Annotated in this window: 17 protein-coding genes; all 17 read right to left on the bottom strand. The window is 43.8% G+C overall.

The features are described 5' to 3' along the window. Positions 1 to 73: 73 nt before the first annotated feature. Positions 74 to 565, bottom strand: coding sequence for a chemotaxis protein CheD (locus Q7P41_RS10255; RefSeq protein ID WP_303884029.1), 492 nt, complete (start codon positions 563 to 565; stop codon positions 74 to 76). Positions 566 to 569: 4 nt separating this feature from the next. Beyond that, positions 570 to 1,202: a chemotaxis protein CheC gene (locus Q7P41_RS10250; RefSeq protein ID WP_303884028.1), complete on the bottom strand. Its 633-nt coding sequence runs from the start codon at positions 1,200 to 1,202 to the stop codon at positions 570 to 572. 39 nt (positions 1,203 to 1,241) lie between these two features. Continuing rightward, a complete protein-coding gene (locus tag Q7P41_RS10245) occupies positions 1,242 to 3,254 on the bottom strand; it encodes a chemotaxis protein CheA (protein WP_303884026.1) in 2,013 nt (670 codons plus the stop codon). 31 nt (positions 3,255 to 3,285) lie between these two features. Then, positions 3,286 to 4,347, bottom strand: a complete 1,062-nt coding sequence (locus Q7P41_RS10240) for a chemotaxis response regulator protein-glutamate methylesterase (RefSeq protein ID WP_369693157.1) — start codon at positions 4,345 to 4,347, stop codon at positions 3,286 to 3,288. After that, the gene (locus Q7P41_RS10235; RefSeq protein WP_303884025.1) at positions 4,328 to 5,050 is read right to left on the bottom strand and encodes a flagellar brake protein; all 723 of its coding nucleotides are present in this window, start codon (positions 5,048 to 5,050) and stop codon (positions 4,328 to 4,330) included. Before Q7P41_RS10235 ends, Q7P41_RS10240 begins: the two co-directional genes overlap by 20 nt. Continuing rightward, positions 5,014 to 5,898 carry a MinD/ParA family protein gene (locus tag Q7P41_RS10230; protein ID WP_303884024.1) on the bottom strand — a complete coding sequence of 295 codons (885 nt, stop codon included), beginning with the start codon at positions 5,896 to 5,898 and terminating at the stop codon, positions 5,014 to 5,016. Before Q7P41_RS10230 ends, Q7P41_RS10235 begins: the two co-directional genes overlap by 37 nt. A 13-nt stretch (positions 5,899 to 5,911) precedes the next feature. Next, complete coding sequence (flhF, locus tag Q7P41_RS10225; protein WP_303884023.1) at positions 5,912 to 7,120, bottom strand: flagellar biosynthesis protein FlhF; 1,209 nt, start codon at positions 7,118 to 7,120, stop codon at positions 5,912 to 5,914. A gap of 1 nt (position 7,121) precedes the next feature. Continuing rightward, positions 7,122 to 9,194 carry a flagellar biosynthesis protein FlhA gene (gene flhA / locus Q7P41_RS10220; RefSeq protein WP_303884021.1) on the bottom strand — a complete coding sequence of 691 codons (2,073 nt, stop codon included), beginning with the start codon at positions 9,192 to 9,194 and terminating at the stop codon, positions 7,122 to 7,124. Positions 9,195 to 9,215: 21 nt separating this feature from the next. Continuing rightward, positions 9,216 to 10,322, bottom strand: a complete 1,107-nt coding sequence (gene flhB, locus Q7P41_RS10215) for a flagellar biosynthesis protein FlhB (RefSeq protein ID WP_303884020.1) — start codon at positions 10,320 to 10,322, stop codon at positions 9,216 to 9,218. After that, on the bottom strand, positions 10,313 to 11,092 hold the full coding sequence (gene fliR, locus Q7P41_RS10210; protein WP_303884019.1) for a flagellar biosynthetic protein FliR: 780 nt from the start codon (positions 11,090 to 11,092) through the stop codon (positions 10,313 to 10,315). Before fliR ends, flhB begins: the two co-directional genes overlap by 10 nt. Then, positions 11,089 to 11,349 carry a flagellar biosynthesis protein FliQ gene (fliQ, locus tag Q7P41_RS10205; protein WP_303884017.1) on the bottom strand — a complete coding sequence of 87 codons (261 nt, stop codon included), beginning with the start codon at positions 11,347 to 11,349 and terminating at the stop codon, positions 11,089 to 11,091. The genes fliR and fliQ overlap by 4 nt, the downstream gene beginning before the upstream one ends. Before the next feature lie 12 nt (positions 11,350 to 11,361). Then, positions 11,362 to 12,126 (bottom strand): flagellar type III secretion system pore protein FliP, encoded by a 765-nt coding sequence (gene fliP / locus Q7P41_RS10200; RefSeq protein ID WP_303884016.1) that lies wholly within the window; start codon positions 12,124 to 12,126, stop codon positions 11,362 to 11,364. Between the two features lie 411 nt (positions 12,127 to 12,537). Continuing rightward, positions 12,538 to 12,900, bottom strand: coding sequence for a response regulator (locus Q7P41_RS10195; protein WP_303884015.1), 363 nt, complete (start codon positions 12,898 to 12,900; stop codon positions 12,538 to 12,540). 21 nt (positions 12,901 to 12,921) lie between these two features. Continuing rightward, positions 12,922 to 14,025 carry a flagellar motor switch protein FliN gene (gene fliN / locus Q7P41_RS10190; RefSeq protein ID WP_303884013.1) on the bottom strand — a complete coding sequence of 368 codons (1,104 nt, stop codon included), beginning with the start codon at positions 14,023 to 14,025 and terminating at the stop codon, positions 12,922 to 12,924. Continuing rightward, entirely contained in the window at positions 14,015 to 15,046 is a 1,032-nt protein-coding gene (gene fliM, locus Q7P41_RS10185) for a flagellar motor switch protein FliM (RefSeq protein ID WP_303884011.1), read from the bottom strand. The genes fliN and fliM overlap by 11 nt, the downstream gene beginning before the upstream one ends. 16 nt (positions 15,047 to 15,062) lie before the next feature. Then, the gene (gene fliL, locus Q7P41_RS10180; protein WP_303884010.1) at positions 15,063 to 15,518 is read right to left on the bottom strand and encodes a flagellar basal body-associated protein FliL; all 456 of its coding nucleotides are present in this window, start codon (positions 15,516 to 15,518) and stop codon (positions 15,063 to 15,065) included. A gap of 29 nt (positions 15,519 to 15,547) precedes the next feature. Next, positions 15,548 to 16,267 carry a flagellar motor protein MotB gene (locus Q7P41_RS10175; RefSeq protein ID WP_303884009.1) on the bottom strand — a complete coding sequence of 240 codons (720 nt, stop codon included), beginning with the start codon at positions 16,265 to 16,267 and terminating at the stop codon, positions 15,548 to 15,550. Between the last annotated feature and the right edge of the window lie 40 nt (positions 16,268 to 16,307).

Here is a 16,307-nt window from a genome sequence, read left to right as displayed (position 1 = left end):
CTCGCTCGATTCGGACTTATTGTTCCCCTCTGCCCCCTTCATTTTTTTGCCCAGCTCCCTTCAATCTTTATCTTCATATTCTCTTCATTTCGGAACCGATCACCTTTACCACCATGATCCAATGTTCGGTGTGAAATTCAACGCTACGACCCTTATTGCCACCTACATCACACCCGACCAGAGGTATGCTAAAATTATTTAATACGCGTTTAGCGGCTTCAATATTGCGCTCTCCAATAGTCAAAAAGGAGCTAGATTTTTTACCGGGAATCGAAAACATTTGAGCGCCACCCGCCATTTTAGCTTTAAGCCTTGATTTCAGGGCTCCCAAAGCAATTAATTCTTCCATTAATCTTGGCACAGCCGTATCAACGTATTTACCAAATTTCTTAACGTTTTGGCCCTCATGATTTTCAGGTAACATCACATGGCCCATTCCTGCGACCTTCGCTATTTCATCATAAATAACTAATCCAAGACATGAGCCTAATCCTAAAGAGGTAAGCACCACCGGATGTTTAGCTACAACAATATCCCCCATACCAACGTGATAAACTGGCACCATAGCACTAGAGCACCCCCAGCTTTGAAAGCAACACCGATAAACACTGGGGATCCGGCAAAAGCATGACGTGGCCGCTCAAAGGGCTCTCGTTCCCAGCAACTCGAAGCTGGGTTTCCGAAATGATGGCTACCTCTCCAACCATACCATAATAGGCAGCCAACAGATCGAGTATGGCTCCTAACATATCATGGGCAATGGCCGGTACAGTAACGGGCAAAGGACAATTGATCATGGCACTAATGGCATTCAAAAAGGAGCTCAATACGATGTTGCCCACCTCAACTAATAAACTATCGGCAATTTGGTCCATTTGATCCTGCGACAAATCGCCGAAATCTTTTGCAATTAGCATCCTTACGAGTTCCTTTGCTATATCATCACTCATAATCCAAAGCATGTTTCCAGAAAATTCGCCCTCAAACCGGAGATAAACGGCGCTGACTATTTTCGTGGGAGAGGTATAGCGATCCGCCAATTCGTATATAGAAACTAACTCCGCTTTAGGAACATCCATGGTCACAGCTGACCCCACGAGCTGTGACAGGGCAGTAGCGGCGTTACCCGCACCTATATTTACCGTCTCTCGTATGACGTCCAAATGAAAGGAACTTAAACCTTCCAGTTCATTGTGCCCCATCTTTCGATCCCCAGCCATTCTTTGAGATAAATTAGTTGATCACCAATTCCCAACACCAGCTACATCCAGTATCAATGCAACTTTACCATCGCCTAAAATTGTGGCCCCAGCCACGCCACGCACCTTAGACAGCAATTTTCCCAGCGGTTTTATAACTATATCTTGCTGTCCTATCAGCTCATCGACAATTAGCCCGCGGCGCTTGCCGCTGGCACCCGCTCGCACTACAACGACAGGATATTCTTCTTTATCATACTGTTCTCCAGGATAGCTTAGCAACGCCTTCAAATCGTGTAGAGACAGTATTTCCCCCCTAATAGTGGTCACTAGAGAGCCGTGTACGTGCCTCGTCTCGTTTTTATCCACCAATAACGTTTCTTCCACGTTCTCAAGCGATATGGCATAAGTTTCATCGCCTATGCGTATTAAAAGAGCCAACACTATAGCAAGCGTCAACGGCAGTTTTATTGTAACTTTGGTGCCCTCGCCCACCTTAGAAGTAATCTGGAATTGTCCCCCTAAAGATTCAACTTTACTTTTCACTACGTCCATGCCGACCCCTCGACCGGATAAATCCGTAACCCTTTCGGAAGTACTAAAACCCGGGAGGCAAAGAAGTCCCAGTGCTTCCTCATCGGACATCGAATCGGCTTCCTCTTTGGTGATTAAGCCCTTTTCGCTCGCTTTTCTTTTAACCACCTGGGGGTCAATTCCCCTCCCATCGTCCATTACTTCTATTACAACGCTATTGCCCTCTTGAAAGGCTGCTACGGTTATCGAGCCAACGCGAGGCTTGCCTTTAGCTATTCTTTCTTGTGGGGATTCGATGCCGTGATCCAGTGCGTTTCGCAAAAGATGAATCATCGGGTCACCAATCTCGTCTATGACGGTCCTATCTAGCTCTGTATCGCTACCTTCTATTAGTACTTCTGCTTCTTTGCCGAGACTCCTGCATAAATCCCGAACCATTCTGGGAAATCTATCAAAGACATAAGCTACTGGAACCATCCTTAACTTCGTAACTATCTCCTGAATTTCGGTAGATATTCTGCCTAACTGCAACAACGGTTCCTCGAATTCGCTCAAACTCGCCTCGGCAGCCAGACGCTCTATGCGCGCCCTTCCGATAACCAACTCACCTACTAAATTCATTAATTTATCCAACCTACCGATATCAACTCTCACTGTTGTGCTTTGCTGCCTTTTAAGGGCATTCAATGCATCGCTTATCATGTCTTCCTGAGCCTTTTTATCATCTACTTGTCCGCTAATTGTACCAGGTTCTTGGGAGGCAACTCGCACGTCTGAGACTTCTGGCTCAACAAGCTCAATCTTAAAGGTACTAATATCAGAAATAGAAGACAAAATCTCCTCAGGCACTTCTTTTGGTTCCTTGGTCGTCAAATAAACATAAAAACTATCCCCGAAGTTCTCCTTCTCAAGATCCTCCACTGGCGGCACTACCTTAACAAGTTCACCAATTTCTTCGAGGCGCGTAATTACCAAATAAGCCCTAGCTGACTTTAAAGCACAATCAGAGGCTATTTTTACAAATATCTTATATACATCCAAACCCTGCTCTCTGGCCGTTTCAAACCAACCCAGCTCCATAGAAGTTAAGTCATCAGATAAACTAAATGCTTCTTTTTTTGTCTCCTTACCCTCACGCCCAAAACTCGCCTTTACGATACTTGCAACCTCATGCAACTTATCACTAATTTCTCCCTCTTTTCCTGTCCCTCGAACTTTTTCGATCGCCGCAGAAAGTAAATCCAGGCACTTAAACATTAAATCAATATCCTCGGTCTTTAATTCGTATTCGTCATTGCGCACCATGTCCAACATGTCCTCAAGAGCATGGGTTAAATCAGAAATCCCCTCATAGCCCATTGCAGAAGCCATGCCTTTAAGCGTATGAGCTATGCGAAAGATCTCGTTGATCGTATCTCGGGAGTGGGGATCTTTCTCAAGCAATAAGATAAGGTCGTTTAATTGTACCAATTGCTCACTGGATTCAGCTAAAAATGCGCTTAGGTATTCGGTCATATCCATCGCCATCAACTCCGTAATTTATCATTTATTTTTATTTTGACGCTATTTCCTCCAAGCGATCTGGGATGGCATAAAGAGGCAAAACTTCATCTGCGCCACCGCACTCAATCGTCGCCTTGGGCATCCCGTATATAACACAGGTCTCGTTTGATTCTGCTATCACGTAACCGCCCTTCTGTCTGATTGCTCTGGCACCTTCGGCACCGTCGCGCCCCATACCTGTTAAGACAATTCCCATAGATGCACCGCCAACAACATCCGCCACGCTTAAAAATAATAAGTCCGCGGCAGGCTTAACCGAATGCAAAGGGGGTACGTCCGACAAACGGCATATCAATTGTTTTTCTCTATCACTTTCGACTATAATATGACTTCCTCCGGGGGCAACTACGGCTATGCCTGGTTTCAGCGGCAAGTTATCGAACCCTTCCAATACTTCCAATTTGGAGATTTCATTTAATCTTTCAGCAAAACTCTTCGTAAAGCCACTTGGCATGTGTTGTACTATAACCAAGGGTGCTATGGAAGTGGTTTTTACTCTCTCCAAAATGCTCTGTATGGCTCTGGGACCTCCTGTGGAAGCTGCAATGGCGACTACTTCAACTTCCCCCTTTTTTACAGGTACTAGTCTTTTCGCCTCATGGGGTGGAGGGGTTGCTTTCATCAGCTTTTCAATGTCGATAGATGCAGCAACCAGAACTTTTTCCCTCAGTTCTTGGGCAACTGCTCTCATATCAAGAGATATGGCACCTGAAGGTTTAGCCACAAAATCAACAGCACCTAAAGCCAGAGCATTTATGGTCACCGCCGTGCCCTTGCGCGTAAGACTACTTACCATAACTACCGGCCTAGGCTTGAGGCGCATTATCTCTTTTAAAGCGGCAATGCCGTCCATTCGCGGCATTTCGACATCAAGTGTTATGACATCCGGACTTAATTTAAGTACTTTCTCAACAGCATCTATCCCATCTCGAGCTTTGGCGATAACCTTGATCCTTGGGTCTTCTTCCAAGATATCGGATATGACCTTGCGCATAAATGCTGAATCATCAACAACTAAAACTTTTATCTGTCTAGTCACGGGTGTTATCACTTATGCCTTTCAACTCCTTGCTTCTTACAAACCGAATAAGCCTTTTTTCCACTACTCCCGGGTAGCCCTCAAACTGCAACCCTGCCTCTAGAAAGTCTCCTTCGCGAACTACGCGTATGGTCCTGGAAATTAAGAAGTTGGCCTCTTCCTCCAAATTTAACCTCAAATACAATCTATCATTCTCGCCAAGTATTGCTTTCCCCCTCCTTGCTCTCATTCTCATGCCACCTAAACTTATATCGATACCAACTGCCCTCTCCCAAAGAGCGGTCATGGGAAATTTTTCTTCTAGAGAAAGAGAAAAAAAGAGAACATCAATGTTACACACTACTCTAGCAAACCTGCGTCTTTGGATTTTAACCGGATCGCCAACAGGAACAACCCATAAAATGGGAATACCGTTGCTCATACTTCTTCGAAAAACTTTCACGGGGACCATAGCTGGTGATTTTGTTTCGTATATGATCAACTCTAGAGAAGTATCCTTATATAATGGCACAAGCGCATTTTTGAAGAATGGATGGGAAAGAGCTACCATGCGACCCTTAACGTCTTCTATCCGCGAAGAATAACTTCCCTTATACAAACCAGTCGTTACATTAATTTTAACTTTAACGTTGACATTTTTTTCAAAAATGTCAACTAATACCTGATCATCCAACATCTTCACCTCAGCTGAATCTGCTTTAAAAGTCTCATGCAAAAAGCCTTAATTCCCCTTCCGGAGGGTGCCATTTTAACTTCTCCTCCGCCATCAGGGTTAAACACTTTTTTAGCAATCCAAGCAACACACCTCGATGCTTCGCAGTTGGGGTCCAAATTAACAAAGGGCATTCCCATCTTTATAGCTTCTTCTACACGAGAATCTTTTAATATATAGCCGGCTACATTAATATTCATCCCTAGAAAATCCTTAGCCGTAAGCTGAAGTCTCGATGCAATCTCTAAAGCCTCCTTATCCGATTTTACCATATTGATCACGAGGTGCACTTCTAAAGGAGTGGCTGACTTCCCAGATACCACCTTAAGTAAGCTATAACAATCACGAATGGCAGTTGGATCAGGCGAAGTTACAAGTAACAATGAATCAGATGCCAAAGCGAACACTATTATCGAGCGATAGACCCCCGCACCAGTATCGATGAGCAAAACATCACCATAATCTTCTAGTAAAGAAAACTCATCAATCAACTTGAGCTGTCTTGCCATATCCAAATCTGCCATTTCTTGCAAACCAGTCCCGCCTGGCAGCATGTACACGTTTTCCTGTACTAAAACAAGAATATCAGAAAGCTTTTTCTCGCCATTTACAACGTGACCCAAATGATATTTGGGATAAAGACCAAACATAACATCTATGTTGGCAAGCCCCAGATCACCATCTAGCACAATAGTCCGAACTCCCATCTTTCCCAGAACCGAGGCAAGGTTGACCGACAAGCTTGTCTTGCCCACACCGCCTTTACCACTGGCTATTGTGTACGTTTTTATTCCCCCAGCAATTTCCCTTTTTAAATTTCTCAATTCAGAAGCTTGATCTCTTCTTTCCATCGTGCTAGAACCCCTATTCATTATCGCAAAGCCTTTCTAATCCTAAGGCTAGCCGCGCAATTCGGTTAGGCGAAGCTACTTCAATATCTCTTGGAACGTCTTGTCCTGTTGTAATGTAGGATAATGGCACTTTGCAAGTTTTCGTCAGCCTGAATAGATCTCCAAGCGAAGTTGTCTCATCCACCTTCGTAAAGATAATCGCATCATAGGGAACTATTTTTAATTTTTCTACTACATCCACCATTGTTGGGTAGGAAACATTGGCAGCTATTAAAAGATGTACGCAATCGGGACACAAAGCATCGTAGACTTTGCGGTACTCCTCTAATCTGACGATATCTCTCTGGCTTCTGCCGGGAAGATCGACGAGGATAATTTCTGCATTGTGCTTATTCAGCGCCTTCTCAATCTCGCTACTGCTTGAAACGACCTCCATTGGCACTTCAAGAATACTTGCGTAAGTACGTAATTGTTCCACTGCAGCTATGCGATAAGTATCAGCACCAAGAAGCAACACCTTCTTTTGATGCCACAACGCAAATATGGCCGCAAGTTTGGCTATTGTAGTTGTCTTCCCCACACCCGTGGGACCTATGAACATTGCCTTTTTTCCACCCAAGGCAGAAATAAAATCATTCCCGACTACAGGAATGGATTCCGCCACAAATTCGTCCAATTTCTTGTCATCCTTCGTGGGGAAATAATCCCTAGCGGTCTCCATGGCAATAAGCGGATCAAAACCGCGCTGTAAAAGCAGTTCACATATTTGATTTTCACTGATATCATTTGAGCCTTTGGCAAGGACAGCAAATAATCCCTCAGTCTCTGTGTTTTTGTCATCCAATTCTTGACCCATTTTGCAAGAATCACGTAACAAATCAACGGCCACTTCAGAGAATTCTATGGCATCGGAAAAATTATTTGTCAGTCTCCATAAATCATCTTCCCCAGGCTCAGATCCGGCTGAAGTACTCTCCAGTAATTTCTGAAAGGCGATCAAACGATCGCGTTTTTCTTGCTCAAAATTTTTATGGTTTTCTTCTTCCTCCAAAATACCAGCCGTCACTATATATTTTCTTTTTTTAAACAACCTCAAAAAGCCACCACGCTTAACGGGAATACTAGATAAAACCACAGCTTCGGGACCGAGCTTCTTGCGGGCCTTTTCAAAGGCCTCCTGCTCAGTATCTGCCTCATAAATTATTTGCCTCACTACACGCATCTTACTCCACCATCCCTAAAGATCGTACCTTAGTGCCTGGTTCTATCTCGCTGTAAGAAAGAACGTGCACATTCGGCAGTTTACTTTCAACAATTTTACGAACTATGAACCTCACATCCGGGTGCACCAGTAGCACAGGCAATTTCCCCTCCATAGCCATCCTTTCAACAGCTTTAGAAACTTGAGAAACAAAAAAGTTTAAGACCTTTGGGTCCATTTGTAATTGCCAACCTTGCAGCAAATCCCCCTTTAGCGATTCCCTTATCTTTTGCTCCCACGTGGGTGAGAGCGTAATGACAGTAATTTGTCCGTCCTCTCCCTTGAATCTGTGCGTAATATGCCTTGAAAGGGCTTCCCGCACTCTTTCAGTCAAAAAATCAACGCTTCTAGAAATACGTCCGTCGTCAGCTAAAGCTTCGAATATTGTCACCAAATCACGTATTGGCACGGACTCGCGCAGGAGATTTTGAAGAACTTTTTGAATTTCGCCCAAGGATAAAACCGACATTAGTTCTTCTACGACAGCGGGGTAATTTTCACTAACTGCATCGATGAGCTTTTGCACTTCTTGCCTCGAGAGCAAATCGGCACCGTACTTTTTGATCGTTTCCGACAAATGTGTAGCCAAAACGGAGGACGCGTCGACTACAGTAAAACCCATTTCCTCTGCCTTTTCGCGAATCTCGGGAGATATCCAAAAAGCCTTAAGCCCGAAGGCCGGCTCAGTTGTCGGTATACCAACAAGGGTTTCTTCAACCCCGGAGGTATTGATGGCAAGATAATGATCCGGTATAAGCTCACCCCTGGACACCTCCACTCCACGTATCTTGATCACATATTCCGTGGGCTTCAATTGAATGTTATCTCTAATCCTTATGGGTGGGACTATGATGCCCAAGTCAAGTGCTAGCTGTCGCCTGATAGTGCTTATGCGCTCGAGCATGTCTCCGCCTTGCGAAGGGTCTACCAAAGGAATTAAGGCGTAGCCTATTTCTAACTCCATTGGCTCTACCGCCATAAGGGGCAAAACGCTCTCTGGCGTAACTTGTGGAGCTCTGGATCCTGGAGATTCCTCCTCTTTAGGTATTTCAGCAATGCGTGCTCTCTCTTTAGTCATGCGGTAACCCAAAAAACCTAGCATCCCTCCTATCGTAGCAAAGGAGAAAAAAGGAAGTCCCGGTACTATCGCTAAAAGAAACAGCATCCCGGAGGCAACGAGCAAGGGCTTGTGACTGGATGTCAGTGAATTGATAAGATCTATTCCGAGGCTGGTCTCACCTGCCGCGCGCGTTACTATCACACCCGTGGCCGTCGAAAATACGAGCGCAGGAATCTGGGCAACCAATCCATCTCCCACCGTCAAAAGGGCATAAATCTGCAAAGCTTGTGCGGCTGTTAACCCCCTTTGCAGTACCCCAATCGCAAGACCGCCTATTATGTTTATGACAGTGATGATCAAGCCCGCTATTGCATCTCCCTTTACAAATTTAGATGCACCATCCATGGCCCCGTAAAAATCAGCTTCGCGTTGTATGCGAGCCCGCCTCTGTCTTGCTTCGCTTTCATCTATAAGACCTGAGTTCAAATCGGCATCGATGGCCATCTGTTTACCCGGCATGGCATCAAGCGTAAACCTGGCAGCAACTTCAGCAACTCGCTCGGCACCTTTGGTGATAACAATGAACTGTATGACGACCAGTATCAAAAATACAACTGCACCTACAACATAATTCCCACCAACTACAAAGTTTCCGAAGGCCATCACTACTTCTCCAGCATATCCCCTTAAAAGGATAAGCCTAGTGGTCGAAACGTTAAGAGCAAGCCTGTAGAGTGTTGCCAACAATAATATCGTAGGAAATGCCGCTATTTCCAACGCCTCTTTAACGTAAAAAGTAGAAAGCAACGTAATTATCGCAAAGGTTATGTTAAGTGACAAAAGGACATCCAAAAGTCTTGTCGGCAGAGGGATTATCATCATTCCCACTATCAAGACGACCAGGATTGCCATGCTTACATCAGCAAAACGGAATATGCCACTTTTCTTCGATGCCCTTTCTCTGGTAGTGCTCATGACTTTCCTCCAAAGGTAAGACTATATATTTGCGATCTTTTTTTGTTTTAACCCATACACAAATACAAGAATTTCAGCAACTGCCTTGTAAAGTTCTTTTGGAATTTTTTCGCCCATTTCAACGTTGTTGTAAAGTGCCCAGGCTAAAGGTGGTCTTTGAACCAAGGGAATATCATGTTTTTGCGCCTCTTCCTTGATCCTGCCAGCTATGATCCCCAACCCCTTCGCAATTACGATAGGTGCATCCATAAGCTTATTGTCGTACTGAAGTGCAACGGCTACTCTAGTAGGGTTGGTTATAACTACATCCGCTTTTTTTACTTCGGCCATCATCCTACGCCTGGCCAGTTCGCGCTGTTTTTGGCGAATTCTTCTTTTCAACTGCGGATCGCCTTCCAGCTGCTTAAACTCTTCTTTGAGCTCCTGTATGCTCATCCTTATGGATCTCTCAAATTCCCATTTTTGATAGACGTAATCAAATAAAGCTATGATAAACAATGATACCGCCATTTTTATGGAAAGATCGAATATCGTCTTAAGCAATGCTTGTAAGCCGTTTAAAAGGGGCATTTGCATAGTTAAAAGCAATGTTTCTAAGCTGCCCTTAAGACCGATGTAAAGCACACCGGCTAAAGCAGCAGCTTTAAGCAAACCCTTGGCCAGTTCAACCAACGATCTTAAGGATAAAACCTTTTTTAAACCGGAAACAGGGTTTAACCTATTCCATTTTGGAACTAAGGGTTTAGATGTAATTAAAAATCCAACCTGGGCAAAGCTTACTGCAAGCACTGCAAGGGCGGACAAACAGGCGATCGGCAACCACGTCTTGATATAAACTGTAACGCCTCTTACGCTTGCCCGCCAAATCCATTGTCCGCGGAAATTACTTTCATCCGAGAGATGAGAGAACTCCCAAGCGAAGAATTCCTTCAACGTCATAAAAACAAAAGTTCCCAAGAAAAAGAGTAAAATCACCCCCATTAGCACAGCCACAGAGGTAATAAGGTCCATGCTCTTGGCTACCTGGCCCTCTTCTCGTACCTTTCTCCTCTTTCTGGGGGTTGCCGGTTCGGTCCTTTCCTCGGCAAATAACTGTAAGTTAAAATTGACGTGCTCGTTTACCTCCAAACCAACACTCCCTCCAAAGCTAAAACTATCGCTTTGCTAATTTCTCCTTGCAAAAAATCTACCAATAACGGCACCATGAACATCAAGATTAACATCCCGAGCAATATTTTTAATGAGAAGCCCAGGACAAATACATTCATCTGTGGGACAGTCCTTGCAACGAAACCGAGTCCAATATCGGCAAGAAGCATAGCTCCCATAAAGGGAAGAGAAATCTTCATGGCAGAATAAAAAAGTTGAGCTACCCACCTTCCCGCCCCAGGATCAATAGCCCACGACCATTCCCAAAGGCCCAAAGAAAGCAGTTTAAAGCTTTGAACAAAACCTTGAAACAGCAAAAGATGTCCATTCCATCTAAAGTAGAACCATAATGCTAGCATAAATTTGAGCTGGCCAAGCAAAGAAACTTGAGCTTCAGAAAAGGGATCCAATATGTTGACCATTCCCAGCCCCATTTGTATCCCCAAAAAACCGCCCGCAATTTGAAAGGCATACAAAGGTAGTGACGCAAAAAAACCAATGCCTATCCCGATTAGGAACTCTCGGGCGGACGCTAAGATCAGCAAAAAAAGGGACCCTTTAAACAGATCTTCAGGAAAAGTCAATGTCGGCGCTACGATCAAAGAAAAAAGAAGAACGAGCAAAAACTTTAGCGGCACCGGGAAAGAAGGAGGCGAAAACACCGGTGCTGCAATTGTAAGGCCCAAAAACCTCAGGCTGACTAGTAATATAATCGCTAAATACTGAACAAGTGAATATTGGAAAGTCATTGTACAAAATCTGCCATATTCTCAAATAAATATTTGGCAAATTCGCACACATGGCCAAACATCCAGGGGCCTAACAGGAACAATAGCAAGAAAACCGCTAAGATCTTAGGAATAAACACAAGGGTCTGTTCTTGAATAGACGTGGCCGTTTGGAGGATACCTATGATCAATCCTACCACCATGGCCGTAAGCAAAACAGGCATGCTCGACAGCAAAATTATCCATATTGCTTCCTGAAAGACATCTTTTACCGACAATTCGCCTCACCTTCACTTAAAGCTATTTACCACACTGTATACAACCAAGTCCCACCCATCAGCTACGACGAAAAGAAGCACTTTAAATGGAAGCGAGACCAACATGGGCGGGAGCATAATCATGCCCATGCTCAACAAGATACTTGCCACTATCATATCAACAACTATGAAGGGTATAAAAATAAGAATACCCATTTGAAAAGCTTTTTTCAATTCGCCCAGCATAAAAGCAGGAATCAATACTCTTGTTGGCACCTCATCTCGACTTTCAGGTTGCGGCAGGTCAGCAAGGGATACCATTAGGGACAGCTCTTCATCGCCAACCTGATAGAACATAAAATTCCTCAAAGGGCCAATGGCATTATCATAAGCCTCCGATGTCGTTATTGTCCCTTCGATATATGGGTTTACAGCCTCAGTATATATACGCTGCCAGACGGGCGACATTGTAAAAAACGTCAAAAACAAAGCCAGAGTAACTAATACCTGATTTGGCGGTAGTTGTTGAAGGCCAATAGATTGGCGCACGAAGCCCAAGACTATAAGAATGCGCGTAAAGCTCGTCACCATTAACACAATAGCTGGGGCCAAGCTCAGTATAGTAATTAGAGCAATGATCTGAAGCGTTAGGGCTACATCACCAGGAGACTCGCTAGCTCTAACATTGATGTCTAAATGTGGAAAAGGTATGCTTTGAGGTTGAGCCAAGGCCTGTTTGCTTGAAAAAACCAAGAGACAAAAGACAAAAAACACTGATAACGACAACTTTAATTTCACGTTACCCCACCTAGACATACTTTTTATTTTCGCTCCAATCATTCAAGCTCCATTTTCCTAAGAGCATAACTCCCGATTTACCGGCAAAGACGCAGATAATTTGGTCTTTGCATCGAATTAAATATACCTTATCGTTACCTAGGGGCAAAAGCGCGATTAGTTGCAATTCCTCAGACTTTTTGAATAATCCCTTTCGCATTGCATAACGATAAAATAAAAACACGGTGACGGCAATTATAGACAATGCCATAATAACCTTTAGGATGTAAAGGACGATCGAAAATTTATAGTTGTTTTGATAAGCTAAGGCCCTTGTCCCCTTTAAGCATAATAAGAAAGCGAGGCATAATGAATTTCCTCGCTCATTCAAAAAGGCCAGAAACCACGTAAATCGTCTTCTCAAAATTTTATTCATTGGGACAAAGCTTTACTCAAGGCCTCTAACACTCTGTCTGGTTGAAATGGCTTAACGACGAAATCTAGGGCGCCCGCTTTTATGGCTTCAATGACCAGTGCCTGTTGGCCCATAGCACTTACCATGATGATCTTTGCGTTCGGGTCGATCTTTTTAATTTCTTTTAATGCAGTTATTCCGTCCATTTCGGGCATGGTTATATCCATTGTAACGATATCAGGTTTAGCCTCCTTATACATGGATACGGCTTCAACGCCGTTGGACACCTCTCCTGCAATCTCGTACCCGTTTTTGACTAAAATATCTTTCAACATCATTCTCATAAAGGCTGCATCGTCAACTATAAGTACCTTTGGCACGAAAATTTCCCCCTTTTATACTCAGCGTAATGACTTAACCCTTTCGCTACGATTCGTTATCTCCGTAATGCGAATGCCGAAATTTTCGTCAATTACAACAACCTCGCCTCGCGCTATAAGCTTGCCGTTTACCAAAATATCCACTGGATCACCGGCCATTTTGTCCAATTCTATCACAGATCCAGGTGCTAAATTCAATACTTCTCCGATAGTCTTAAAAGCCTGACCTAACCTGACCGTTACACGAACAGGGACATCAATTATCAGATTAATATTTTGAACGTCAACATCTTGCTCAGCCAATTCAGCATTCAAGGGTACGAACTCAGCAGGTCTAACCTCAACAGAATCTGGCTCTTGCTTCAACTCGCGAGGCTCGGAAACTGCTCTCTCTGTTGTCGCTCCTTCAAATGGCCCATGGGCTTTTGCCAGCGCAGCCTTTTGTACCGCTTCCTCGTAAGATTTAATCTGCGGAGACATTATTTTTCCAACTTCTTCTGCTAATAAAAGAGCGGCCCTCTGTGGCATTAAACTCAACATTTTTAAATTACCGATATCTTTAATGTCAGCATCCATACAAAAGGCCCATATTTCTGTATCTGAGGGCAGTGTCTCAAAGGGCATCCACTCGCCTTTTTTCACAGAACAAGATGTGCTTTTAATACCGATGCGCCTGCCTCCCAATAAATTTACCATTTCGGATATGGCAGCTCCCGATATTTGGCTAATGCCTTCTTGGGCAGCACTCAGATACAAATCATTCATCGTATCAGGCAATTCGGTTCCATCGCCTCCCATCATTATATCAGCAAGCAGCAGAGCCATTCTTTCTTCCATAACGAAGGCATGCTGCCAATCTTCTATTGCATCATATTCAACGAGATAAAGTATAACACTCTGTACATTAAACCTACTGGCAAAGATATCTTGCCGATAAAAACCGCTTTCCCTTATCTCGGCTTTTACCTCTTCTCCCGAAAGCAGTTGCAGGATGTTTGAGAAAGCCCTAGCATACAATGATGCAATCTCTCTAAGCTCCTCGCTTTCCTTTTCTTTCGTCGTACCTCCTCCGATGCCTTTAAGAAGAGCTTCTATCTCTTCCTGGCTTAACAGTTCATCGGTCATACATCAATTCCTCCTCGGACTGCAACCCAATATCTTCGTCTTCCAAACTAAAAGGTTTAATAATTTTTATAGAGTATCTTTTATTGTGCACTCCTGCTTGGGCTAAATATTTAACCCTACCGCCTATCCTCACCTTAACTGGTTGAAAACAAGATTCCTCGAGCTTAATCACATCGCCAACCTGAAGCTTAAGTAAATCTTCGAGTATCAAATCAACATGCCCAATCTCAACGCTTAGCGGAACCCTAACTTTCATCAATCTCTTTGTGAGATGTTCTTTAGAAGCATCATCTTCTCTGCTGCTAGTGGATACAAACCACTGTTGCGAACTTAAGCGGTCAACGATGGGCTCAATCGCAAAATAAGGAATACATAAGTTTATAAAACCATCTACTTCCCCCAATTTAACTTGTAAAGTCACGACGACAACTACATCCGAGGCGGGGCAAATTTGTGCAAAATAGGGATTGCTTTCCATGTTTTGTATCCTAAATCTAAGATCAACTATTGTTGACCAGCTCTCTTCTAAAAGTTCCAACATTCTCATTACAACCCGCTCGGTTACTGTTCTCTCTATATCCGTTAGCTCTCTGGGCTTATAAATACTTTTTCCTGGTCCACCTAGCATTCTATCCATAATAGCAAACACAAGGCGAGGGTTTATCTCCAAAAGGGCATTGCTGCTAAGGGGGTACATCTCCATGACCACTATAACAGTCGGCTGAACAAGCGATCTCACAAATTCATCGTATGAAAGTTGTTCTACAGAGGCGACTTCAACAGATACCATGGCCCTTACAAAGGACGAAAAAGTGGTCGTGAGTTGACGAGCAAAGAATTCATGAATCATTTGAATCGCCCTAAGTTGATCTTTATTAAATTTATCTGGACGCTTAAAATCATAAAGCTTAACGGCTCCTTCCCTTTCCTCGCCGACCAAGGAAGAGACATCGAGAGTGCCGCTTGAAAGCGCCTTTAAAAGGGCATCTATTTCACTTTGAGACAGCACCTCTGGTCCCACTTCTTTTCACCACCACCTATTGAAGTATAAACTCCTGAAAGAGCACATTTCTTACAGGCAAATTACCCTTTACAGAGGGCAGAATAGTATTCAAACGCTTCGCTATATCTTGAGCCAACGCCAAGATGCCATCTGCCGTACGAAGGTCATCGTAATATCTATCCTTGCACGTGAGAATTATCTCATTTTTCATTTTGCTGATCCATCCTTCTTCGGAAAGCTTCGTAACAACCGTCGAATCAGCCAACTCCAACACCAGGTTAAATCTTGCTATGTGTGGATCCTTGTCGGCTAAGTTCACGGTAAAGTCACCCAGAGGCAACATAGCACCCGGCTTTGTAGTCTTACCAGAAACCTCTCCTACAAGTTGCGGTTTCCCCAAAAACTTGGCGCCTAAAAAAACACCGCCCCCCACACCTAAGGCCAGGCAAACGATCGCTATTACTATCATCGATAAAAAACGCTTTATCATGTATGTAATACCTCGCGATTTAAAATATTTTAGTCCTTGGGCTTAGTCATTATAATGACATCAACCCTTCTGTTGATACGTCGATGTTCCTCCGTATCGTTAGGAACCAATGGCCGCGATTGTCCATATCCAACGGCTCTGATTCTTTTGGGATCGATCCCAGCTTCAACCAGATAAGAACCTACGACCGCCGCTCTCATTGCAGATAAACCCCAGTTATCTCCGTAGGGTCCTTTACGTAATGGGACATTGTCAGTGTGACCTTCAACTGAAATTTGATTTGGGAGATCCTTGACAATTTGTGCAATCTTGTACATCAAGCGCTTCGCAGACGGTCGAAGTTCAACGCTACCCGTCTCAAATAACACCCCATCCATGATCGAAATGACGATTCCCCTTTCCTCAAGCCGTACTGCAACTTCTTTTGTTAGTTTTTCAGCCTCGAGCAACTCCACCATCATTTCGTGAACTTTCTTCATTTGCTCAGCATTTAAAGTCATTTCTTGACCAGGTCCAGTAAACTGAGCCCCTTGTAGAGTTTCTTCACCCGGAATTGCTATCACTCCCCCAGGCAGCACTCCTATTGCACTTTGAAACGAGTAAATCATTTTCTGAAATTTCTGTACATCTATGGTAGAAAAGGAATATAAAAACACAAAAAACGTCAATAACAGCGTTACCATGTCGCCATATGTTGTAAGCCAGTTGCCCTTCAGTTCCGGTATCTCTCTTTTTTTTCTCCTAGCCATTTAACAGCAACACCTATTCTATCTGGATTCTTTTTCCTCT

Source organism: Acetomicrobium mobile (assembly GCF_937920065.1).
Note: the sequence above shows the minus strand (reverse complement) of the source record. Positions and strands in the feature narration are given on the sequence as shown.